The organism is Mycobacterium parmense (assembly GCF_010730575.1).
Classification (GTDB): Bacteria; Actinomycetota; Actinomycetes; order Mycobacteriales; family Mycobacteriaceae; genus Mycobacterium; species Mycobacterium parmense.
Genome location: NZ_AP022614.1, coordinates 366,905 through 388,560, shown reverse-complemented (window position 1 = coordinate 388,560; position 21,656 = coordinate 366,905). Strand labels below are relative to the sequence as shown.

At 66.6% G+C, this 21,656-nt stretch carries 20 protein-coding genes; 11 read left to right on the top strand and 9 right to left on the bottom strand.

The features are described 5' to 3' along the window. Positions 1–3 precede the first annotated feature (3 nt). The gene (locus G6N48_RS01780) at positions 4–1,146 is read right to left on the bottom strand and encodes an acyl-CoA dehydrogenase family protein (protein WP_085268891.1); all 1,143 of its coding nucleotides are present in this window, start codon (positions 1,144–1,146) and stop codon (positions 4–6) included. 190 nt (positions 1,147–1,336) lie between these two features. Between G6N48_RS01780 and G6N48_RS01775 the strand changes: the two genes are divergently transcribed. The 4 genes from G6N48_RS01775 (at position 1,337) to G6N48_RS01760 (ending at position 5,485) form a co-directional block, all read left to right on the top strand. Continuing rightward, entirely contained in the window at positions 1,337–2,197 is an 861-nt protein-coding gene (locus G6N48_RS01775) for a hypothetical protein (protein ID WP_085269032.1), read from the top strand. Continuing rightward, a complete protein-coding gene (locus tag G6N48_RS01770; RefSeq protein ID WP_085268892.1) occupies positions 2,194–2,886 on the top strand; it encodes a hypothetical protein in 693 nt (230 codons plus the stop codon). Before G6N48_RS01775 ends, G6N48_RS01770 begins: the two co-directional genes overlap by 4 nt. Positions 2,887–3,107: 221 nt before the next feature. Further along, on the top strand, positions 3,108–4,334 hold the full coding sequence (locus G6N48_RS01765) for a cytochrome P450 (RefSeq protein ID WP_085268893.1): 1,227 nt from the start codon (positions 3,108–3,110) through the stop codon (positions 4,332–4,334). After that, positions 4,331–5,485, top strand: a complete 1,155-nt coding sequence (locus G6N48_RS01760; protein ID WP_085268894.1) for a Zn-dependent alcohol dehydrogenase — start codon at positions 4,331–4,333, stop codon at positions 5,483–5,485. Before G6N48_RS01765 ends, G6N48_RS01760 begins: the two co-directional genes overlap by 4 nt. A gap of 8 nt (positions 5,486–5,493) precedes the next feature. Here G6N48_RS01760 and G6N48_RS28865 read toward each other — a convergent pair whose 3' ends face one another. From G6N48_RS28865 to G6N48_RS01740, 4 genes are all read right to left on the bottom strand, one after another. After that, positions 5,494–5,742 carry a dsRBD fold-containing protein gene (locus tag G6N48_RS28865; protein ID WP_085268895.1) on the bottom strand — a complete coding sequence of 83 codons (249 nt, stop codon included), beginning with the start codon at positions 5,740–5,742 and terminating at the stop codon, positions 5,494–5,496. 144 nt (positions 5,743–5,886) lie between these two features. Beyond that, on the bottom strand, positions 5,887–6,708 hold the full coding sequence (locus G6N48_RS01750; protein ID WP_085269033.1) for an SDR family NAD(P)-dependent oxidoreductase: 822 nt from the start codon (positions 6,706–6,708) through the stop codon (positions 5,887–5,889). A 118-nt stretch (positions 6,709–6,826) separates the two neighbouring features. Next, on the bottom strand, positions 6,827–8,047 hold the full coding sequence (locus tag G6N48_RS01745) for a cytochrome P450 (RefSeq protein ID WP_085269034.1): 1,221 nt from the start codon (positions 8,045–8,047) through the stop codon (positions 6,827–6,829). An 11-nt stretch (positions 8,048–8,058) separates the two neighbouring features. Further along, positions 8,059–9,081, bottom strand: coding sequence for an LLM class F420-dependent oxidoreductase (locus tag G6N48_RS01740; protein ID WP_085268896.1), 1,023 nt, complete (start codon positions 9,079–9,081; stop codon positions 8,059–8,061). Positions 9,082–9,180: 99 nt separating this feature from the next. Between G6N48_RS01740 and G6N48_RS01735 the strand changes: the two genes are divergently transcribed. Beyond that, a complete protein-coding gene (locus G6N48_RS01735) occupies positions 9,181–10,677 on the top strand; it encodes an acyl-CoA carboxylase subunit beta (RefSeq protein WP_085268897.1) in 1,497 nt (498 codons plus the stop codon). 28 nt (positions 10,678–10,705) lie between these two features. Here G6N48_RS01735 and G6N48_RS01730 read toward each other — a convergent pair whose 3' ends face one another. The 4 genes from G6N48_RS01730 to G6N48_RS01715 are packed head-to-tail and all read right to left on the bottom strand — an operon-like array spanning position 10,706 to position 14,897. Beyond that, positions 10,706–11,785 carry a TIGR03857 family LLM class F420-dependent oxidoreductase gene (locus G6N48_RS01730; protein WP_085268898.1) on the bottom strand — a complete coding sequence of 360 codons (1,080 nt, stop codon included), beginning with the start codon at positions 11,783–11,785 and terminating at the stop codon, positions 10,706–10,708. After that, positions 11,749–12,129 (bottom strand): nuclear transport factor 2 family protein, encoded by a 381-nt coding sequence (locus G6N48_RS01725; protein WP_085268899.1) that lies wholly within the window; start codon positions 12,127–12,129, stop codon positions 11,749–11,751. Before G6N48_RS01725 ends, G6N48_RS01730 begins: the two co-directional genes overlap by 37 nt. Continuing rightward, positions 12,129–13,265 carry a PHB depolymerase family esterase gene (locus tag G6N48_RS01720; protein WP_085269035.1) on the bottom strand — a complete coding sequence of 379 codons (1,137 nt, stop codon included), beginning with the start codon at positions 13,263–13,265 and terminating at the stop codon, positions 12,129–12,131. The genes G6N48_RS01725 and G6N48_RS01720 overlap by 1 nt, the downstream gene beginning before the upstream one ends. Before the next feature lie 9 nt (positions 13,266–13,274). Continuing rightward, positions 13,275–14,897, bottom strand: a complete 1,623-nt coding sequence (locus G6N48_RS01715) for a flavin-containing monooxygenase (RefSeq protein ID WP_085268900.1) — start codon at positions 14,895–14,897, stop codon at positions 13,275–13,277. Positions 14,898–15,082: 185 nt separating this feature from the next. On the opposite strand from G6N48_RS01715, the gene G6N48_RS01710 reads away from it, so the two are divergent. The 6 genes from G6N48_RS01710 to G6N48_RS01685 all read left to right on the top strand — a co-directional run bounded on the left by G6N48_RS01710 (position 15,083) and on the right by G6N48_RS01685 (position 21,608). Next, complete coding sequence (locus G6N48_RS01710) at positions 15,083–16,093, top strand: Rieske 2Fe-2S domain-containing protein (protein ID WP_085268901.1); 1,011 nt, start codon at positions 15,083–15,085, stop codon at positions 16,091–16,093. Beyond that, positions 16,090–16,722: a cysteine hydrolase gene (locus G6N48_RS01705; RefSeq protein WP_085268902.1), complete on the top strand. Its 633-nt coding sequence runs from the start codon at positions 16,090–16,092 to the stop codon at positions 16,720–16,722. Before G6N48_RS01710 ends, G6N48_RS01705 begins: the two co-directional genes overlap by 4 nt. 17 nt (positions 16,723–16,739) lie before the next feature. Next, positions 16,740–17,339: a PaaI family thioesterase gene (locus G6N48_RS01700; RefSeq protein WP_139825748.1), complete on the top strand. Its 600-nt coding sequence runs from the start codon at positions 16,740–16,742 to the stop codon at positions 17,337–17,339. Positions 17,340–17,347: 8 nt separating this feature from the next. Continuing rightward, on the top strand, positions 17,348–19,000 hold the full coding sequence (locus G6N48_RS01695; protein WP_085268903.1) for an acyl-CoA synthetase: 1,653 nt from the start codon (positions 17,348–17,350) through the stop codon (positions 18,998–19,000). 146 nt (positions 19,001–19,146) lie between these two features. After that, entirely contained in the window at positions 19,147–20,370 is a 1,224-nt protein-coding gene (locus G6N48_RS01690; RefSeq protein ID WP_085269037.1) for a cytochrome P450, read from the top strand. A gap of 23 nt (positions 20,371–20,393) precedes the next feature. Beyond that, on the top strand, positions 20,394–21,608 hold the full coding sequence (locus G6N48_RS01685; RefSeq protein ID WP_085269038.1) for a CaiB/BaiF CoA transferase family protein: 1,215 nt from the start codon (positions 20,394–20,396) through the stop codon (positions 21,606–21,608). Positions 21,609–21,656: the final 48 nt, after the last annotated feature.

The following is a 21,656-nucleotide window of genomic DNA, read 5'->3' as shown; positions in this document are numbered from 1 at the left end:
GCCTCAGCGGCCCGACTTCTCGTATTCGTACACGCACAGGTTGTGTTCTTCCGGCGTGCCGAACATCGAGCGGTACAACGCAACCCGGCGCAGGTACAGGTGGAGGTCGTGTTCCCAGGTCACGCCGATGCCGCCGTGCATCTGCACGCAGCCCTGGACCACCTGGCCGGCCATCTCACCGACGTAGGACTTGGCGATGCTGGCCGACAGGCCGGCCGCGGGTGAGCGGTAGGCGACGTCGGCCACCGCCGCGGCGGTGGTGGCACGGCAGGCTTCCAGCCACAGCTTCATGTCGGCGAATTTGTGCTTGAGCGCCTGGTAGGACGCGAGCGGTCGACCGAACGTGTGCCGGTCCAGGGCCCATCTGACAGTGAAGTCGAAGACTGTCGCCAGGATGCCGACCACCTCCGCACACTGCAGCACCTGGGCGATCTGGCCCTGCCGGGCAACAAGCGCGGCGGTTTCGCCCGCGGTGCCGACAGCGGCGGACGGCTCCACGACCACACCGTCGAGCTCCACCCGGCCGTACTGCTTGACCATGTCTACCGATTGCTGAGGGGTGATACGCACACCCGGCGCGTCCGTCGGCACCAGGAACTGGCGGATCTCGGCGGCGTCCGGGCCGCACCGCGCCGTCACCAGCAGCAGCGCGCTCTGGGTGGCCGCCTCGACGCGGTCCTTGACGCCGTCGAGCCGGTAGCCGGACTCGGTTCGGGTGGCCGTCACCGACGGGGCCAACGGCGTCCAGCCCCGGCCGGGCTCGCACACCGCCCACGACGCGACCGTCTCCCCCGACATCAGCGACTCGATGGTCGCAGCGTGCGCCTGCGCGCCCTCGCTGTCGACGAGCGCCGCCAGCACGACGCTGACCGGATACAGCGGACCGGGTGCCACGGTCCTGCCGAGCTGCTCGGCGACCATGGCCAGGTCCGCCAGGCCGCTGTCCGAGACGCTGCCGCCACCGAGGTCCTCCGGAACGAGCAGGCCGGTCCAGCCGAGTTCCGCGGCGCGCCGCCACCACGCCGGGTCGAAGGACAGGCCGGCCGCGTGCAGTTCCCGGACGTGACGCAACGGCGCTTCTTTGTGGAGAAACGCTTGGGTCGTGGAGGTGAAGAGTATCTTTTCGGGTGAGTCGACAGCGGTCATGACGCCGGCGGAGTTCGATCGGGCATTCGATCGCAGCTGCGAAGGATGCAAGGGAGACAGTCTGGGTGGTGGATCATCCGCCTGATCGGTCCTCGTCGGGGTTCGCTGGGGACTCCGATATTAGCAACGGCCAATACGGTAAGAGATACCGGAGTTCACTCGATAATGAAACCGACCAGCGGTGAGCACGATGGCTGACGACCACGAAGAGCCGCTGCAGCCGGTCGTGTCCAAGGCCGACGCGTTGGCCATGATCGAGCAGGCGGAGGCCGAGGCCGCCGAGGCCGAGGCCATGGCGGCGGCGGCCCGCGCCCGCGCCCGCGCCGCCCGGCTGCGACGCGAGGCTCTCACCCTGGCCGAGGCCGCCGAGGATTACGGCGACGCGGCCGCTGCGGCCGCCGATGTGGAACCCACCGACTACTACTCCGAGGGATACGGCGCGGAACACGACGAGCCCGCCGCCGAGGAATACGACGAATATTACGGCGAGGGCAGCGCCGACGAGTACGACGAAGCCGAGGAGCCGGAGTACGAACTCGAGCCGGACGGATCCCGGAGCCGGCTGCCGTCGATCTCCTTGATGTCGAAAGTGGGCGCGCTGGTTCTCATCTGCGTGTTGGCAGGCCTCAGCGCGTACATGGTGCTGGAGCACCGTGACAGCACCCGGCAGCATAGGCGGGAGGCCGCGTTCGCCGCCGGCGCCAAACAGGGCGTCACGTATATGATCTCGCTTGATTTCACGAAGGCCAAAGAGGACTTCCAGCGTGTGGTCGACAGCGCGACCGGCAGGTTCAAAGAAGACTTCGAGCAGAAGGCCAACGATTTCATCACCGTCGTCGAGCAGTCGAAAGCGATCACCGAGGGCACCGTGAACGCCGCCGCGGTGGAAACGATGAACGACGATTCCGCGGTAGTGCTCGTCTCGGCGACATCGCACGTCACCAATTCCCCACCCGGGAAGGACGAACCGCCCAAGAGTTGGCGGCTGCGCGTCACCGTTACCGACGTCGATGGGCAGTACAAGATGTCGAAAGTTGAGTACGTGGCGTGACTGACGACCTGCGTGAGACATCCGTACCCTCGCCCGACGAGGTTGACCCCGACGCCCTCAGCGACGTCGACGAAGCGGCGCCGGAGGAGACGGCCGACGACCCCGAAGAGGAGTTCGCCCTAGAAGCCGAAGAAGATGCCGAAGAAGATGAGGAGCGACCCGCGCCGGTCGGGCGCGTACGACGCGGCCTGCGGCGCGTGCGCGGGGGCGGCAAGGCCGTGTCGGTCATCCTGATCGCCCTCCTGCTGATCACCGCCGGGGTTGCGACGTGGCTGTACTTCAAGGAGTACCGGCCCGACCAGCAAACCAATTCCGGAGTCGCGGCGACGGTGGCCGGCGCCGCTTCGGACGGTACGGTCGCGGTCCTTTCCTACTCGTCCGACTCGCTGGACCAGGACTTCGCCAACGCTCGGTCGCACCTGGCCGGGGACTTTCTGAACTACTACAACGATTTCACCCAGCAGGTCGTCACCCCGGCGGCCAAACAGAAGTCGCTGAAGACGACGGCTCACGTCACGGGTGCGGCGGTGTCCGAGCTGCACCCCGACTCGGCCGTCGTGCTGGTCTTCGTCGACCAGACCACCACCATCAAGGACAACCCTCAGCCGTCGATGGCGTTGAGCAGTGTGCTGGTGCACATGAACCGGATCAACGGCAACTGGCTGATCACCAAGTTCAACCCGGTGTGACGCGCCCCGGATAGCGCTGATGCGGCTGCGACTGCGCATCCAGCGCCCGGTTGTGTTCTCGGACAATCCAGTCCGATGCCAGCGAGTCGAACCCGCCCGGTCCGCGCGATGCGCAGAGGCGCGAAGACCATCGTCACCGCAGTGACCGGCGCGGACGTTGGGTTTGGTTGCTATTTATACTATGATAGCGAAATTCCCCAGCACCTTTCGAAGGAGCGGCAATGACGCTGCGCACCGAATCCGACGGCCGGCCCGTCACCCTCGACACCACCGGGCAAACCAGCCCCTACCCCTTCTTCGAATACATGCGGCGCACCGATCCGGTCTGGCATGGAGCCCTGATGGACGTCGAACAGATGCCGGAGGAACTGCGGCCCAGCGACGAGTGGGTGTTGTTCGGCTACGACGGCGTATTCCAGGCCTTCCGCGACGACCGTGTCTTCACGTCGGCCGCCTACGACAAAACCATCGGCCTGGTCATGGGTCACACCATCCTGGCGATGGGCGGCAAGGAACACCACGATCACCGCAGCCTGGTGGCCAAGGCCTTCCGCGCCACTGCGCTGGAACGCTGGGAGCCGTCGGTGGTGGGGCCGGTCTGCGACCAGTTGATCGACGAGATCAAGAACGACGGTCACGCCGACCTGGTCAAAGCGCTCACGTTCGAGTTTCCCACCCGCATCATCTCGACGCTGCTCGGGTTGCCGCCGGAAGACCTCGACATGTTCCGCCGCCTGTCCCTCGACCTCATCTCGATCCCCACCGACATCGTCGCCGGGCTCAACGCGGCGACCGAACTGCACGGCTACTTCCTGGAACAGGTCGAGCGGCGGCGCCGCACGCGCACCGACGACATCATCGGCGACCTGGTCGCCGCCGAGATCGACGGCGAGAGGCTCACCGACGAGGCCATCATCGCCTTTCTGCGCCTGCTGCTGCCTGCCGGGCTGGAGACCACCTACCGCTCGTCGGGCAATCTGCTGTACCTGCTGTTGACGCACCCCGAGCAGCTGGCCGCGGTCTACGAAGACCGGTCGTTGATACCGACGGCCATCGAGGAAGGCCTGCGCGTGGAGACGCCACTGACCATGGTCATGCGCACCACGACCGAAGACGTCGAGATCGGCGGCAAGACGATTCCCGCGGGCGCGCAGGTCGACATGTGCATGGGCTCGGCCAACCGGGACGAGACCCGCTGGACCGATCCCGACGTCTTCGACATTCGCCGGCCGCGCCGGGGCCACATCGCCTTCGCCGGCGGCATCCACATGTGCCTCGGCATGCACCTGGCGCGACTCGAAACGCGGGTCATGCTGAACAGCCTGTTGGACCGCGTCAACGATTTGACGTTCGTCGCCGACGACGGGACCGGCGAGGAATCCAAGATCGTCGGCCTGACCTTCCGTTCACCCAACAAGCTTCCGGTCAGCTTCAGCCCGGCCGCATGAGAAGTCGCGCTGCGATCCTGCACGACGTCGGCGGCCCATGGTCCGTCGAGGACTTCGAGCTGGACCCGCCGCAAGCCGGCGAGGTCATGGTCGAGATGGCGGCCGCCGGCTTGTGCCATTCCGACGAGCACATCCTCAACGGCGACATGTCCGCGCCCAACGAAGTGATGCGATCCCTGGGGCTGCCCACCATGTTCCCGACGATCGGCGGCCACGAAGGCTCCGGCATCGTGCGCGAAGTCGGCGCGGGCGTCACCGATTTCGCTCCCGGCGACCATGTAGTGATGTCGTTCGTGGCGGTTTGCGGACAGTGCCGCTGGTGTGCGACCGGCATGGAGTACCTGTGCGACGTCGGCATCGGCACCATGATCCCCGGCATGCCCACCGACGGCACCTTCCGCCACCACACGACCGACGGCCGCTCCCTGGGACACCTGGCCAAGGTCGGCGCATTCGCGAAACACACTGTCGTATCAACGGATTCGCTCGTGAAGGTCGAGCCTGATATGCCCCTGGTGCCGATCGCCCTACTTTCGTGCGCCATTCCGACCGGCTACGGTTCGGTCGCGAACCGATCGAACATGCGCGCGGGAGACACCGTGGTGGTGATCGGCGCCGGCGGGATCGGGACGGGCGCGATCCAGGGCGCCCGGATCAACGGCGCGGCACGCATCGTCGCCGTCGACCCGGTCGACTTCAAACAGAAATCGGCATTGCAGTTCGGCGCGACCCATGGCGTCGCGACGGTCGCCGAGGCGCTGGACCTGGTGCGGGGTCTGACGTACGGCGTCATGGCCGACGCCGTAGTGGTCTCGCCATCGTTGATCACCGCCGCCGACGTCCGCGACGCGTTGCAACTCACCCGCAAGGGCGGCACCTGCGTGCTCACCGGCATGACCTCGCAGTTGACCCGGTCGGTGAAGATCGACCTGCAGGACTTCATCCTGATGAACAAAACGTTGGCCGGCACCATATTCGGCTCGTGCAACCCGAGAGCGGACATCGCCCGGCTGGCCGGGCTTTACCGGACCGGACAACTACAGCTCGACGACATGATCACCAGGCGTTATCGCCTCGACCAGATCAACGACGCCTACGACGACCTACGCAGCGGCAGCATCATCAGGGGCATCATCGACTTCACGCTTTGAGGACTCGCTTAGCTGGTGGCCGGGGACAAAGCGGTGACCTGTTTCGCCAAGTCAGACAGCGCACGTGCGGTCGCCAGCCCCTGACCCGATTCGCGCGGCCAGTTGTCCGAAGGATGTCTGTAGGCGACGCCGGTCGCGGCCAGATGCGATCCTTTCCAATCCAACTCGGCCCTGGCGAATGTCCTGCCATGGCGTTCTTCGATCGCCAACGTGACGACCGGGAGTGCGGAATCCGGATGATGAGCGCTACGGTGCATGCGGTGCTCTCTTGAATCAGACTGTCAGACTGCCGATTCGAGCTTACGGCGACGTGTCGCGCTTCCTAGGGCCTTTGGGCCCCGGATTGATCGCCGATGGACACTTTTGCGCCCTCCCAGGAGCGCGCGCAGCCGGTCGAGGACCTACCCGGTGGCGGCCAAACTCCGTTCCCACAGTTCGCGGGCAAGGACCCGATTGTGGGCCGCACGATTGCACTTGGCGACCTTGCCGTTCGCATAGTATTCGCCCGGTGCCCAATCGACGCCGGGTACGCCCGACACCAGCCGGACGAGCTGCTCGGCTCCCTGATCGGGGGTCTTGATCAGCCGGATCACCGGCGTGCGCTGCATGATCGTCAGGAATCGCGACCCCGAGGACGCACCGATGTTGGTGTTGACGAATCCGGGATGGACCACCGCGGCGCACAGGCCGTCGGCGTGATGGCGACGGTGCAGTTCCTTGGTGAACAGAATGTTCGCCAGTTTTGCCAGCGCATAGGCGCCGCTGGGCCGGCGGCGCTCGGTGGTCTCGAAGTCGGCTGTGGCGACGTTGCGGAGCAGCTTCTGTGACGAGCTGGAGGTGTTGATGACGGTGGCACGCGAGTCGACGAGGACCTGGATCAGACGCGTGGTGAGCAGGAAGGGCGCCAGATAGTTGACCTGATAGGTGATCTCGTGACCGTCGGTTGTCTTGTGCAGCTTGCTGAACACCGCGCCGGCGTTGTTGGCCAACACATCGATGCGTGGATACTGCGACCGGATCTTGTCCGCCAGCGCTCGCACCTGAGAGAGATCGGCGAAGTCGGCGACGAAATAGTCGGCGTCCAACTCCGTGGCCACGGCGGTGGTCTTGCCTTCCGCGCGCCCCACCAACACAAGGTTCTCGCGGCCTCGCCGCAAACGGCGGGCCGCCGCGGCCTCGATGCCGTCGCTGGCGCCGGTGATGACAATCGTCCTGCGATTCATTGCCCAATCCTTCACACGGAGCGCACGAGGACCTCGTCGATGATCCGACAACAATTGTGCAGCACGACAATTAAGCGGATCGCTGAGGCGATGCGGGAACTGCGGGGCGCCGTCGCCGTCACGCGAGGGAGTAGCGAACCGGCAGGTGTTTGAGCCCTCCCACGAACGTGGTCGCCGTAAATTCCGGCTCGCCGGTCAGCTCGATCGACTTCAGCCGCGGCAGCAATTCGGAGAAGAAGCTGTTGACTTCCATCCGCGCGAGCGCCGCCCCCATGCAGAAGTGCACGCCGTAGCCGAACGCCAAATGTTTGTTGGGCTCGCGCCCGACGTCGAAACGGAACGGACCGTCGAACACGTCCTCGTCCCGATTGCCCGACACATACGACAGCAGCAACGAATCACCCGCGGCGATGGGCACGCCACGCACCGTGGTGTCCTTGCCGGCCGTGCGCATGAACTCCTTGACCGGGGTGACCCAGCGGATCATCTCCTCGGTGGCCAGCGGCATGAGGCCGAGGTTGTCGCGCAGGCGCTCGAGCTGGTCGGGGTTGTCGATCAGTGCGTGCAGGCCACCGGAGATGGTCGCGCTGGTCGTGTCGTGACCGGCGGTGGCGACGATCAGGTAGTAGGACACGGTGTCGATGTCCGACAACGGTTCGCCGTCGACGCGGGCGTTGGCGATCGCTGACGCGAGATCCTCGGTTGGCTGGGCACGGCGCGCGGCGGTCACACCGTTGAAGTAGCCGAACATGTCCAGCAACGCCGGTATCTGATCCTCGTTCGAGCTGCCACGCTTGAATTCGGAGTCGTCGCTGCCGAACAGCTCCTGGGTGAGCTTGAGCATGCGGGCGAAGTCGGCCTCAGGGATGCCCAGCAACGACATGATCACATAGAGCGGGTAGTTCACCGCGACCTGCTGGACGAAGTCGCATTCCGGCCCCACGGCCAGCATCTTGTCGACGTAGATCTTGGCGAGTTCGTCGACTCGCATCTTCAACGCGCGCATCGCCTTTGGGCGAAACCAGTCCGAGCCGATCGCGCGCACCACCCGGTGTTGCGGGTCGTCGAGGTGGATCAACGTGCGGACCCCTGCCGCGGCCTGCAGTTCGTCGCCCTCTGCGGTGGTCAGCACCGGGCGGGGCCAGTTGGTGAACAACGCGTTGTCACGCTCGATGTCCATGATGTCGGCGTGCCTGGTGATGGCCCAGAAAGGCCGGTAGTTGGGCACCTCGACCCACGACACGGGCGCCTCGGCGCGCAGCCGGGCGAGCGCGGCGTGCAGCCGTCGCTCGTCGGTGTAGGCCACCGGGTCTGCCAACAGCTTGGCGGACTCGTTTATGGTCGGCACGCTCACTCGCGAAACTCCTTCAGTGCGGCGGTGATACAGGATGGTGAAGCGGTCGCAAAGATCGGCAGGACCCGGTCGACCCGACCGGCGCAGCGGGCCCGCAGGCCATCGGCGACCGTCTGCGCCGGACCCACCACGGCGAACGCCGAAAGCATCTCGTCGTCGACCAGGGAGCCCATCGCGTCCCACTTCCCTTCCAGCGACAGGCGGTGCAATTCGGTGTGCAGATCACCCCAGCCGTGCAGGTCGAGGACTCGGCGGTACGCAGGGGTCGACCCATAGAAGGCGATCTGCTTGCGCACGGCGGCCGTGGCGCGAGCCAGCTCGGCGTCGTTGTCGCCGGTGGCGACCAGCACCTCGCAGGACACCTCGACCTGCGAGCGGTCGCGGCCGGCGCGCTCGATGCCGCGCTGCAACGCCGGCATGGTCACCTCGTCGAGGTAACGCCGGGAGACCATGGGGTGACCCAGATGCCCGTCGGCGACCTCGCCGCACGTCTCGGTCATCGCCTCACCGACGGCGGCGAGGAATACCTTCGGCGCCGAATAGGGCTGCGGTTCGGGCGTGAACATCGGGGTCATGATCTTGTGGGTGTAGAAGTCGCCTTCGAAGCGCAGCGGGGTGCCGTCGTTCCACGCCGACCAGATCGCGTGCAGCGCAGCGACGAACTCGCGCATCCGCCGCGCCGGATGGCTCCACGGCATACCGAATCGCTTCTCGATGTGGGCCTGGATCTGGGTTCCCAGGCCGAGGATGAACCGGCCCTTCGAGTACGCCTGGAGGTCCCAGGCGACGTTGGCGACGGTCATCGGGCTGCGCGCGAACGCCACCGCGATATTGGTGCCGAGCTCGATCCGGGACGTGTGCTCGGCCGCCAGCAGCAGCGGCAGGAAGGGGTCGTGGCTGGTTTCGGCGGTCCAGCCCCCGTCATACCCGTCTCGTTCCAGTGCACCGGCCGCATCCGCCACCCGAGCGAGTCGATTGGGAATGCCCCCGTCGATCTTGAGCCGGGAGGCGTCAGCCATGTGGGTAACTTTACAGTAAGCGATCCAGTATGTGACCCTGCTGATGCAGGCGCGCGACGAAATCTCCCATGACATCCGACTTCGAGGTAGGAAAGACGCATGACGAAAGCCCAGGACTGGGGTGAAACGCTCGACGATCTCGAGCGTCGCCGCCGGCACGCGTGGAGCATGGGCGGGCCGGAGCGGCTCGACAAGCACCACCGCAAAGGCAAGCTCGACGCGCGCGCCCGAATCGGGCGGCTGCTGGACGCGGGGACGTTCCGCGAGTTCGGAACGCTCGTCGGCGGCGACGTCGCGGCCGACGGGCTCGTCGTCGGCTCGGGTGAGATCAACGGCTCGCCGGTGCTGCTGGGCGCCGAAGACTTCACGACCTTGGCCGGAAGCATCGGCCCCGGAGGCAACTCGAAGCGGTACCGGATCGCCGAAATGGCGCTGCGGGACAAGGTTCCGCTGGTGATGCTCCTCGAGGGCGCGGGCTTCCGTCCTACCGGCGGGCATTACGGGCGCACCCCGACCGACCTGCTCGCCCAGACGCAGTGCTCGGGCCGGGTCCCGACCGTGGCCGGGGTGCTCGGTCCGTCGGCCGGACATGGCGCCCTGGTGGCGCCGGTATGCGACTTCCGGATCATGAGCCGGCAGGGAGCCATCTTCACCGCCGGCCCTCCCGTCGTCAAAGAGTCGACCGGAGAGGATATTTCGAAGGAAGACCTTGGTGGTCCCGACGTCGCCCTGCCCAGTGGGGTGATCCACAACGTCGCCGAGGACGACGAGGCCGTGCTCGACGACATCCGGCGGTACCTCTCGTATTTCCCGCCGAGCGCATGGTCGTACCCGCCTTCGCAGTCGCCGGGCGAGGCAGCCGCCCCGCGGCCCACGCCCGAGCTGCTCGACATCGTCTCGCGTGACAACCGCCGCGTCTACGACATGCGCGCCGTCCTCGACGTGATCTTCGACAGGCCGGACTGGTTCGAAGTACAGCCACAGTTCGGCAAGGCGATCATCTGCGCGCTCGCTCACCTCGGTGGGCATCCCGTCGCGGTGGTGGCCAACCAGCCTGCGGTGCTGGCCGGCTCCATCGACGCCGACGCCGCGGACAAGGCAGCGCATTTCATCACGGTCGCAGACTCGTTTCACCTGCCCCTGGTCTTCCTCGCCGACAACCCGGGCATGCTGCCCGGCAGCCGGTCGGAGCGCAGCGGGGTGCTGCGCGCCGGCGCGCGGATGTTCGCCGCGCAGACCGCGGCCACCACGCTGAAGCTGCACCTCACGCTGCGGAAGGCGTACGGTTTCGGGTCTATGGTCATGTCGCTGTTGGGTTTCGACCATCAGGTCGCGACGTTCGCCTACCCAGGGGCGACGATGGGCGCGATGAGCGCGGCCGCGCTGAGCAGGGCCTCCCATGCCGGCGACGACCTGACGGCGAAGCTGCGGGACGCCGAGTTGCAGGCGTCCTACCGGTCGGCCGAGCACATGGGATTCGACGAACTCATCGATCCCCGCGAAACACGTGACGCGCTGCTGGCCTCCTTGACGCGGGGGCTGTCCAGCCGGCAGGCCGCCGCCGAACCGGTGTCACGCACCGTCATCATGCCCTGAACCAGCACCTGCGCCCGCCCGCGGCTCCCTATCGGCCTGCCCGGTAAGCCTCGACGACGGGCTCGAGCTCGTCGGGCGTCGCACCGTGCATGATCACCGCATCGGCCCCGTAGTCGAATTCCTTGCGAATGCGATCGGCACAGTGCCGCGCCGAACCGGTGGCCGAGGGCTCCAGCCATTCGTCGGGAATCAGCGTCGCGATGTGCTCGATCTGCTTCGCCGTCGCCTTGTGGTCGATGCCACCGGCGATCGACGTCACCACCGGGTCCCCTCGGAAGCGTTGCAGCACAGCGGGATCCCAGTCATTGGTCCGCACCATCAGGTCGCCGTAGCCCTGCAGGTAGGTCGCCAGCCTGGCGACCGTCTTCTTCAGCCGCAACTCCTCGGGCAGGTGGTCGCCGACCGTGGCGAAGCACGACCACACCCGCACGGCGTCCGGGTCGCGGCCGGCCTTCTCCGCGGCGGACTTCACCGTCTTGACGCAACGCTGCAACGTCTCCGGAGTGAAGTAGGTGTGCAGGATGACGTCGTCGAACACCCGCCCCCCGAGCGCCAGCGTGTTGGGCCCGAAGGCCACCAGTGCCAGCCGGATGTCTTCGTTGAAGTCCGGGTCGAGGAACAGGACCGGATACTTGCCCATCGGGCCGTCATGGTTGAAAATCAGCTCGCCGTGCCACAGGCGGCGCATGACGTTCGCCCAATCCTCCATCTGCGCGGTCGTGACCGCCGGGATGCCGAAGGCCCCGTAGATTGCCGCGATGCCGCGACCGATGCCCAGCGTGAACCGGCCCCGGGACAACCGGTGCATCGTAGTCGCCCACGACCCGGTGATCAGGGGATGACGAGTGTTGTGATTCGTTGCGGCGGTGGCAATTTGCATGCGCGACGTCACGGCACACGCGGCCCCCGTCAGCGACGACGCCTCCTTGACGTTCCAGCGCTCGGAGATGAAAGCGGTGCCAAAACCCAACTCCTCGCCGCGGCGCGCCTCATCCATCAACGTCGCCGGCCCCTCGCCACCCGCCCCGGCCAAGAGGTAGTAGCCGAGTTCGTCACACGTGCGGTCGCTGCTCAATTCCAAACCCCTTGCTGGTAGCCGGCGTTCCAGACCTCGGTGATCTTGCCGTCGACGACGCGGAAGACCTCGATGCTGGCGACGTTCGTCGGTGTGCCGTCGCGGGCGATGATGGTCGAGTCGTAGACGATCGCGACGTGCTCGCCGTCGTCACCCGCGATGACGACGTTGAGGTCGAAGCGCAGCGAGTCGACCAGCCCCCACATGTCCGTCACCCGTTGCACGGCCTGCGCACGAGTCAGTGTGCGTGCCCCGCCGACCTCGTGCCGGATCACGGTGTCAGCGATCAACTCCTCGGCCAGCCCGATGTCGCGTTCGTTCCAGACCACGAGGTTGTAGAGTTCGACGACTGCGCGCGCCGTCCACGTGGCCGCCATCAGTGCCGCACCGCGGCTGCCTCGGCGACTTCGCGGAGGAACCGTTCGGTGACTCCGTGGACGCGCCGCGAAAAGACATGACCGACATGGCCGCCGTCGTACCAGTACAACTGGCCGCCCCAGCGCTCCTGCAGCGATTCCGCGGGGTCGCGCATTGCCATCCGGTCATGCCAAGCCCCGACGATCAGCCGGCGGTTCGGTGGCGGCGCCGGGGTGACGGCGAGGGGGTCGATCACCGACGTCAGCTTCGAGACCTCCGGGGATTCCAGTAACTCCCCATACCCGTCGCGAGACGATCCGAAGCGCTTCATGTGCCGGGCGATCTGTGCGTTCAGACCCAGGATCGGGGTGTACAGCGCGACCGCGCCGACCCGCTTCTCCAGATGGGAAACCAGCGCGGCCACCGGGCTGCCCATCGAGATTCCCGCCACCACTGTCGCAGTCGATGTGGGCTGCGCCCAACGCACGACGGCACGCACCTCCGACACCGAGCGCATCATCCCGGCGACGTTGCCCAACGGATCGACATCGGGGTAGGCCGGCCATTCGCGGCGGCGGCAACCGTGGCCGGGCTGCACCGGCATGGCCACGTTGAAGCCCAGCGTGTGATGAATCCGGCCGATTCGGGACAACAACAGGTCCTCGGCGCCGCCCTGACCGGCGCCGTGCACCCAGACAAGCCACGGCCTCGGGGCGCCCGGGTGGCGACACAGATGCACCACCGCCCGGGCCGGGCCGCCCAGGCCGTCGGCCTCCAGCGTGGACGGCAGCGCCGGATCGTGCTCGAAACTCAGCCGCTCATAGGTCAGGCCCGCTATGCGATACCGCTGTATCTCCTTCACCCGCAACGGATTCGGCTCGGCATGCGCGCCGTCGACACCGAGCTGCGACAGCTGGTCGGCCGCCGCCGCGCACGCCTCGAGCGGCCGCCTTCCGGCCGGACGGCCGGCCAGCAGCGAAAAGCCGCTCAGCACCGCCTCGTCCAGCATGACCTCGCCGAACTGACGCACACCGCGCGGTGACGCCACGGCCCAGCCGGTCGATTCACGAAGGCCGGCCACCGTGCGCGGCACCAACATGGTCAGCTCGCGGGTGACTTCTCTGGCGAAGCCCAGGCCGCGTGTCAGCTCAGACATGCCGCTCACCTAGGCCAACTTGAAACCGGTGTAGCCACCCGCCGCGACTTCATCGCAGCGGCGCCGGTACTCGGGGATTCCACCGGTATAGCCCATGTACATCCGTTTCTTCCCGGGAACGTTGCCGCCGTTGTACCACGAGTTACAGGTCGGATGAACCAGCACGGTCGACGCGACCAGCGAGGTGGTGTGGTCCATCCACTCCTGCTGCGCGGCCGCGAGCGCCTCGATGGTCCGAATCTTGTTGGCGCGCATGTGCGCGATGCAGTCACCGATCCACTCCACATGCTGTTCCAGCGCGGGGACGAAATTGGTGGCTGGGCTGGGGCTGCCCGGTCCCTGCACCGTGAACAGGTTGGGAAAGCCGGCAACAGCCAGCCCCAGATAAGACAGCGGACCTTCGCCGGCCCAGAATTCGCCGAGCGACACCGCGTCGCGACCGCGTATATCGATTCTGCTGAGCGCACCGGTCATCGCGTCGAATCCGGTGGCGTAGACGATGACGTCCAGCTCGTGAAACTCGTGCTCGGTCCGGATGCCGGTCTGAGTCACCTCGCGGATCGGCGACTTCCGGAGGTCGACCAGCGTGACGTTGTCCCGGTTGAACGTCTCGTAATAACCCTGGTCGATGATCGGCCGCTTGCACGCGAACGGATGCGTGGGCACCAACGAGGCCGCCGTTTGCGGGTCCTTGACGATTCGGGCCACCGCCTCTCCGTAGAGTTTGGCAGCCATCCGGTTGGCGTCGATGTCGAAGAAGATGTCGCCCCAGTTGAGCGCCCCCAACACGCCGTTCTGCTCGACGGCGCGCAGTTGTTCCTCGCGCGACGCCGACTTCAACGGCGGCTTGCCGAGCATCTCGAGCAGCACCGAGAATGCGCTCAACCGTGCCGCGCCGATCGGATGCTCGCGTTGGGCCGCACGGATTTCACCGTATCGAGCCTTCATCTCCTCGAGCTCGCCCGGCTCGAACCGGTGCACGCGCCACGGCAAGGTGTAGGTGGGTGAACGCTGAAAGACACTGAGATGCAATGCCTCCCGTGCCGCGACGGGAATCAGCTGAACACCGGTCGAGCCGGTGCCGATGACGCCGACCCGCTTTCCGGTCAGGTAGAAGCCCTCCTTCGGCCATCGGCTGGTGAACAGCGACGTTCCGGCGAAAGCGCTCATCCCGGGAATGCCGGGTTCCAGCGGCACGGACAAGATGCCCGTGGCGGCGACGACAAACGGGGCCTGGAAGGTCTCGCCGGCCTCGGTTCTGACGGCCCACGCAGCGGCTTCCTCGTCGAAGACCATCGCGACGACCTTGGTGCCGAACTGGATGTCGCGGCGCAGATCGAGCCGGTCGGCGACGAAGTTCAGGTATGCCTCGATCTCGGGCTGGGCCGGCATCGACTCCGTCCAAACCCATTCCTGCTGAATCTCTTCGGAGAAGCTGTACGAGTATTCGATGCTCTCGATGTCGCACCGTGCCCCGGGATATCGGTTGAAGAGCCAGGTGCCGCCAACGTCGTGCGCTTTCTCCAGGACCCGGGTCCGGATGCCGAGGTGCCGCAGCCGATGCAGCATATAGAGCCCGGAGAATCCGGCGCCGATCACGATGGCTTCGAAGGAGGTATCGGCCTCAGTCATCGTCAGCGCTCCGTTCCAGAATGGTCGGGGCCGGGCGCTCGGCGTCAGCACGGATCTGACGACACGGCCGTGTTCGCCGGCGGTGCCGGGCCGCCTCGGTCATTTCGCTCCTTGCCGCGCACGGGCATGACTGCTGAAATCTATACTGTAACGGACTTAGTATCAATGAAACGAGAGGCGCCGACGTGAAAGTCCCCTTCACCTGGAAGGTCACCGGCTGGTTCATGATCGGGTGGTCGCCCGAGTTTCCGGTCGGCGAGGTGCGGCCCCTGCGGTACTTCGGCGAGGACCTGGTCGCCTATCGCGATGACTCCGGCGACCTGCACGTCCTCGAGGCGCACTGCAAACACCTCGGCGCGCACATCGGTCACGGCGGCACGGTGGTGGGCGACTGCGTGCAGTGCCCGTTCCACGGCTGGCGCTGGGGACCCGACGGCACCAATCGATACATCCCCTACCAGCCGGACCGGCCCAACCGGGCCCTCACACTTCGGGTCTATCCGGTCCGCGAGCAATACGACTGCGTGTTCATCTGGCACCATCCGGCGGGCAAGGAGCCGCACTGGGAGATGCCCGACATCTTCGAGAAGTTCCCGCAGTTCGAGACCGACCCCACGGCCTATTACCGCGCTTACCCCGAGTTCTCCCGGAGAGCGGACCGCGAACCGGTCCACCCGCAGATCGTCGCGGAGAACGCCCCGGACAGCGCGCATTTCGAATACGTGCACCACGCCACGGTGACGCCCCGGGTGCTGGAATGGGAGATCGTCGACCAGGAATGGCACTTCGTCGCGGGCTGGCCCGACGCGCGCAGCGACAACCCCGATGACCTCGCGCTGCGGTTCCACAGCCACCTGTTCGGCCTCGGTGGAGCCATCAGCGTCTTCGAGGGCGCCCAGAACCATCGGCTGATCTTCACCTGCACACCCGTCGACGACAAATGTTCCGACCTGTTCTACTCGATTTGGTGGCCGCGCGTTCCCGGCGACACCGCCGACGTGCCGGAGGGCAAGCTGCGCGATCTCATCCAGAGGCAGTTCCTGTCCACCGTTTTCGACGATCTGCAGATCTGGCGCTACCAGAAATACGTGGAGCGTCCGGCCCTGTCCAAGGTGGACGCCAAAGGGTATATGGCCCTGCGGAAGTGGGCCACGCAGTTCTACGACGTCCCGCCCGAAGTGTCCGCATCGGCATGACACTCGAACTCGCCGAGATCGCGGCGCCCGCCCACACCGCGATCGTCACCCAGGAGTGCCAGGGCGCGGTCATGGGCCCGCACGCCGGCCTCGCCGCGCTGGCCGAGGAGGCGCGCCGCGTCGCTCTGCCCAACATCGTCCGGATGCTGCCCGCCGCCCGTGCCGCCGGGGTGCGGGTCGTGCACTGCCTGGTGCAGCGACGGCCCGACGGGCTCGGGTCGAATCACAACGCCAGGATCTTCGGTCCGCGCCGCGGGCCCGCCAAGGGCATGGTCGACATCGCCCCCGGCACGGCCGGGGCCGCCCTCCTGCCCGAATTGGGCCCCGAGCCCACGGATCTGGTTCTCCGTCGCTGGCATGGTGTCGGGCCGATGGGGGGCACCGACCTGGACTCGGTGCTGCGCAACCTCTCGGTGGCGACCATCGTGGTCGTCGGCGTCTCCCTCAACATCGCGATACCCAATATCGTGATGGACGCCGTCAACGCGGCCTATCGCGTGGTCGTGCCGCGTGACGCCGTCGCCGGCGTACCCACCGAGTACGGAGAGGCCGTCATCGCCAACACGCTGTCGCTGCTCGCGACCATCACCACCACCGACGATCTGCTGCGGGCGTGGAAGCGGCCGTGACCGATACCGAGCACCCCATGCGCGGCGGCTTTCCGGACATCAGGCCGGCCGAGGACATGCCGCCGGGCCTCGAGCGCTTCGTTGCCGCGGTGCGCCGCCTGCAAGACCTCACCGTGTCGACCAACCCGGATTCCTCGGCGTGGGCCGAGGCGGCCCGGCACGTGGACAAGGCCTGCGCCCTCCTCGATGGCCATCAGGTGCCGGAAGGCATGGCGCCGGCCGGCCGGCTCCTCGACCTGCCCGGGTTGGGCCACCCGCTGATGCCGCCGTGGAGCCTCACCGGATCCGGGCCCGACGGCGTCACCATGCAGGGGCGCTTCACCCGGTCCCATGTCGGCGGCAACAGGGCCGTGCACGGCGGCATGATTCCGCTGTTCTACGACTGGCTCTTCGGGATGGTGGTCTCGACCGCGGGCTCTCCCCCGACCCGGACCGCTTTCCTTCACGTCGACTATCGCAACATCACGCCGATCGACGAAACGCTGACCGCCCACGGCCGGATCACCGGTATCGACGGCAGGAAGATTTTCATCTCGGCTACCATGGCGGCGGCCAACGGCACGCTGCTGAGCGAGGCCAACGGCTTGATGGTCCGCCTGCTACCCCACCAGCCGTGAGAGGCCTGATGTCCCACACCGCAACAGCATTCACGGTGCCCGCCGTCGCCAAGGCCGTCGCGGCCGCCATCCCCGATCGCGAGCTGCTGATCCAGGGCGACCGGCGATTCAGTTACGCGCAGATCATCCAACGGTCGAACCGCCTCGCCGCATACCTGCATGCGCAGGGGCTGGGGTGTCACACGGAGCGCTCCGCACTGGCCGGCCACGAGGTGGGCCAAGATCTGCTCGGCATCTATGCCTATAACGGGAACGAATTCGTCGAGGTGTTGCTCGGCGCCTTCCAGGCGCGGGTTGCCCCGTTCAACGTCAACTTCCGCTATGTCAAAGCCGAGTTGCGCTACCTGCTCGCGGATTCCGGCGCGACGGCGCTCATCTACCACGCCGTGTTCGCGCCGCGGGTCGCCGAGATCCTGCCAGAGCTCCCACAGCTGCGCGTCCTGATTCAGATCGCCGACGACTCGGGCAACGACTTGCTTGACGGCGCAGTCGATTACGAGAGCATCATCGCGGCCAGCCCACCCGGGCAAGCGCCGGCGCAGAGTTCGCCCGACGATCTGTACGTTCTGTACACCGGCGGGACGACGGGGATGCCGAAAGGCGTGCTCTGGCGACAGCACGACATCTTCATGACCTCCTTCGGCGGACGCAATCTCATGACCGGTGAGCCCTCGAGCTCCCTCGAGGAGATCGTGGACAGGGCGGCCGCCGGCCCGGGCACTAAGCTGATGATCTTGCCTCCCCTGATCCACGGCGCGGCCCAGTGGAGCGTCATGACGGCCATCACCACCGGGCAGACCGTCGTATTCCCTTCGGTGGTAGACCATTTCGATGCCGAGGAGGTCGTCCGCACCATCGAGCGCGAGCGAGTGATGGTGGTGACGGTGGTCGGTGACGCGATGGCCCGCCCGTTGGTGGCCGCCATCGAGGAGGGAATCGCGGACGTGTCGTCGCTGGCCGTGATCGCCAACGGCGGAGCGTTGCTCACCCCGTACGTCAAGCAACGCCTGATCGAGGTGCTGCCCAACGCCGTCGTCGTCGACGGCGTCGGATCCTCCGAGACCGGCGCGCAGATGCACCACATGTCGACCGCTGGGTCGGTGTCGACCGGCACCTTCAACGCCGGCCCGGACACCTTCGTGGCCTCCGATGACCTCGCCGCGATCCTGCAGCCGGGCCACGACGGCATGGGCTGGCTGGCACAGCGCGGCTATGTTCCGTTGGGGTACAAGGGCGATGCGGCCAAGACGGCCAAGACGTTCCCGGTGATCGACGGGGTGCGCTACGCGATCCCGGGCGACCGCGCGCGCCAACGCGCCGACGGCAACGTCGAATTGCTGGGCCGCGACTCGGTCACCATCAATTCCGGCGGCGAGAAGATCTTCGTCGAGGAGGTCGAGACCGCGATCGCGTCGCATCCGGCCGTTGCCGACGTGGTGGTCGCCGGACGGCCCAGCGAACGGTGGGGCCAGGAGGTCGTCGCCGTCGTCGCGCTGACGGAAGGCGGTGACGCCGGAGCCGACGAGCTGGTGGCCCACGCCGCTCGATCGCTGGCCCGCTACAAACTCCCGAAGGCGATCGTGTTCCGTCCCGTAATCGAGCGCAGCCCGTCGGGCAAGGCCGATTACCGGTGGGCGCGTGAGCAGGCGGTAAACGGCTGATCATCGCCTTGCTCCACCGACGAGACGCTCACGGCCTCCGGTGAAGCGCGCGCCGCCGCGCGCGGACCGGCCAGCACGCCCCATATTGTCTACTGTAAGAATTACAGTACGATCTTACGCGCAAGGACATGCCGTTCACGCTGAAGATGGTGGGGATCCAGGTGACGACCAACGTGCACGCCGCCGCCGGTACCGACGAGCAGACCGTCAGCCTCCGCGACCCCTACCCCTTCTTCGCCCACAAGCGGCGGCAGTCCGGCGTATTCCGCGGAAGCGTCATGGACTACTCGAAGACACCCGAGACGCTGATGCCCAAGCGCGAGTACTCCGCGGTATCTTTCGACGCGGTCAACAGGGTCTTACGCGACGGCCGGGTGTTCAGCTCGGCGCCGTACGACAAGACGATCGGCCTGTTCATGGGGCCGACCATTCTGGCCATGGGGGGGAAGAAGCATCGCGACCACCGCAACCTGGTGTCCGCTGCCTTCAAGTCCAAGGCGCTGGCCCGCTGGGAGCCGGCGACCGTGCGACCGATCTGTGACAGGTTGATCGATGAGTTCATCGACAGCGGCGAAGCCGATCTGGTGCGCAAGTTCACCTTCGAATTCCCCACCCGCGTCATCGCCGAGCTGCTGGGGCTGCCGGCCGAGGACCTGCCGATGTTCCGCAAGCGTGCCGTGCAGTTGATCAGCTACCACATCGACTACGAGCGCGCCTTCGAGGCGTCGGCGGCGCTCAAGGACTACTTTCTCTTACAGATCGAGCGTCGCAGATCCACGCCGACCGAGGACATCATCGGCGACCTGGTCACCGCGGAGATCGACGGCGAAAAGCTCGGCGATGAAGCCATTTACTCCTTTCTGCGGCTGCTGTTGCCCGCCGGGCTGGAGACCACCTACCGCTCGTCAGGCAACCTTCTGTATCTGCTGTTGACCCATCGGGACCAGTTCGCAGCGGTGCAAGACGACCACGAGCTGATTCCCCAGGCGATCGAGGAAGCTCTGCGCTACGAGACCCCCCTGACCACCGTGCAGCGCTTCACGACCGAGGAGACCGAAATGGACGGGATCACGATTCCGGCGCGCGCCGTTGTCGGAGTGTGCATCGGTTCGGCGAATCGCGACGAGCGGCGCTGGGAGCGCGCGGAGCAATTCGACATCTTCCGCAAGGCCGTGCCGCACATCTCCTTCGCCGCCGGTGAACACACGTGCCTGGGTCTGCACCTGTCTCGGATGGAGACCCGCGTCGCGGTGCAGTGCCTGCTGAGCCGGCTGACGAATATCACCCTGCTGACCGACGGTGACCCCCACATCCATGGGCAGCCCTTCCGGTCGCCGACAGCCCTTCCCGTGACATTCGACGCCAAGTAGGGTCGGGACAAATGGTGAAGGTCATGAGGGGATTTCGGGTCCTCGAGCTCGCGCAATTCACGTTCGTGCCCGCGGCGGGAGCCATTCTCGCGGACTGGGGAGCCGACGTGATCAAGGTCGAACACCCGGTGCGCGGCGACACCCAGCGCGGCTTCGTCAACATGGGTGGCATCCAGGTCGACCCGGAGCGCCATCCGCTGATGGAGCACCCCAACCGGGGCAAGCGAAGCGTCGGGATCGACGTCTCCACCCCGGGCGGCCAGGAGGTCATCTACGAACTGGCCAAGACCGCGGATGTGTTCCTCACCAATTACATGCCCGCCCAGCGGCAGAGGCACAAGTTCGACGTGGAGCACATCCGCGCGGCGAACCCCGACATCGTCTACGCCCGTGGCTCGGCGTACGGAGACAAGGGCCCCGAGCGTGACGTCGGCGGCTATGACGGGACGGCGTTCTGGACGCGCAGCGGCGTTGGGTACGCGCTGACGCCGGAAGAGTTGGGCGGCGCACTGGGACAAGGCATCCCCGCGTTCGGCGACTCCATCGGCGGCATGTTCATCGCGGGCGGCATCTCGGCGGCGCTGCTGCACCGCGAGCGCACCGGCGAGGCCCTCGAGCTCGACGTGTCGCTGCTCAGCACGGCCTGGTGGGCGGCCGGCGCGAGCGTCACGCAGGGCATGGAGACCGGTGAGGTCATGCGCACGCCCATGCCCGGTTCCGGCAACCCCTCGGTCAATCCCTTCATGGGCAACTACGAAACCTCCGACGGCGGGACGATCAACCTGTGCATCATCAGCCCGACCGGGTTGATCCGTGACACGTTCGAGCACCTCGGTATCCCCGAGGCGGCCGACGACCCGCGCTTCTGCGACGTGCTGCCGCTGATCCAGAACGCTGACGCGGCGGCCGAACTCATCGCGAAAGCCTTTGCGGACAAGACTTTCGAGTATTGGCGGCAGCACCTGAAGGCGATGAAGGGGCAATGGGCGCCGTTCCAGAGCCTCCTCGACCTCGTCGACGACGAGCAGGCCATCGCCAACGACATGATCAGCGAGATCGAACTCGCCGGCGGCGGAAAGCCTTTCCGCGTCGTGCGCGGCCCCGTCCAGTTCAACCACGAGCCGTTGGTGACGACGCGGGCGCCGCAGGCATCCGAACACACCGAGATCGTGCTGATGGAGCTCGGGATGGACTGGGACCGCATCGAGGAACTCAAGAACAGCGGAGCCATAGCGTGAACCGCGCCGCCGACGACGCACTACGTAGGGATGAGGCGGAACCTCCCG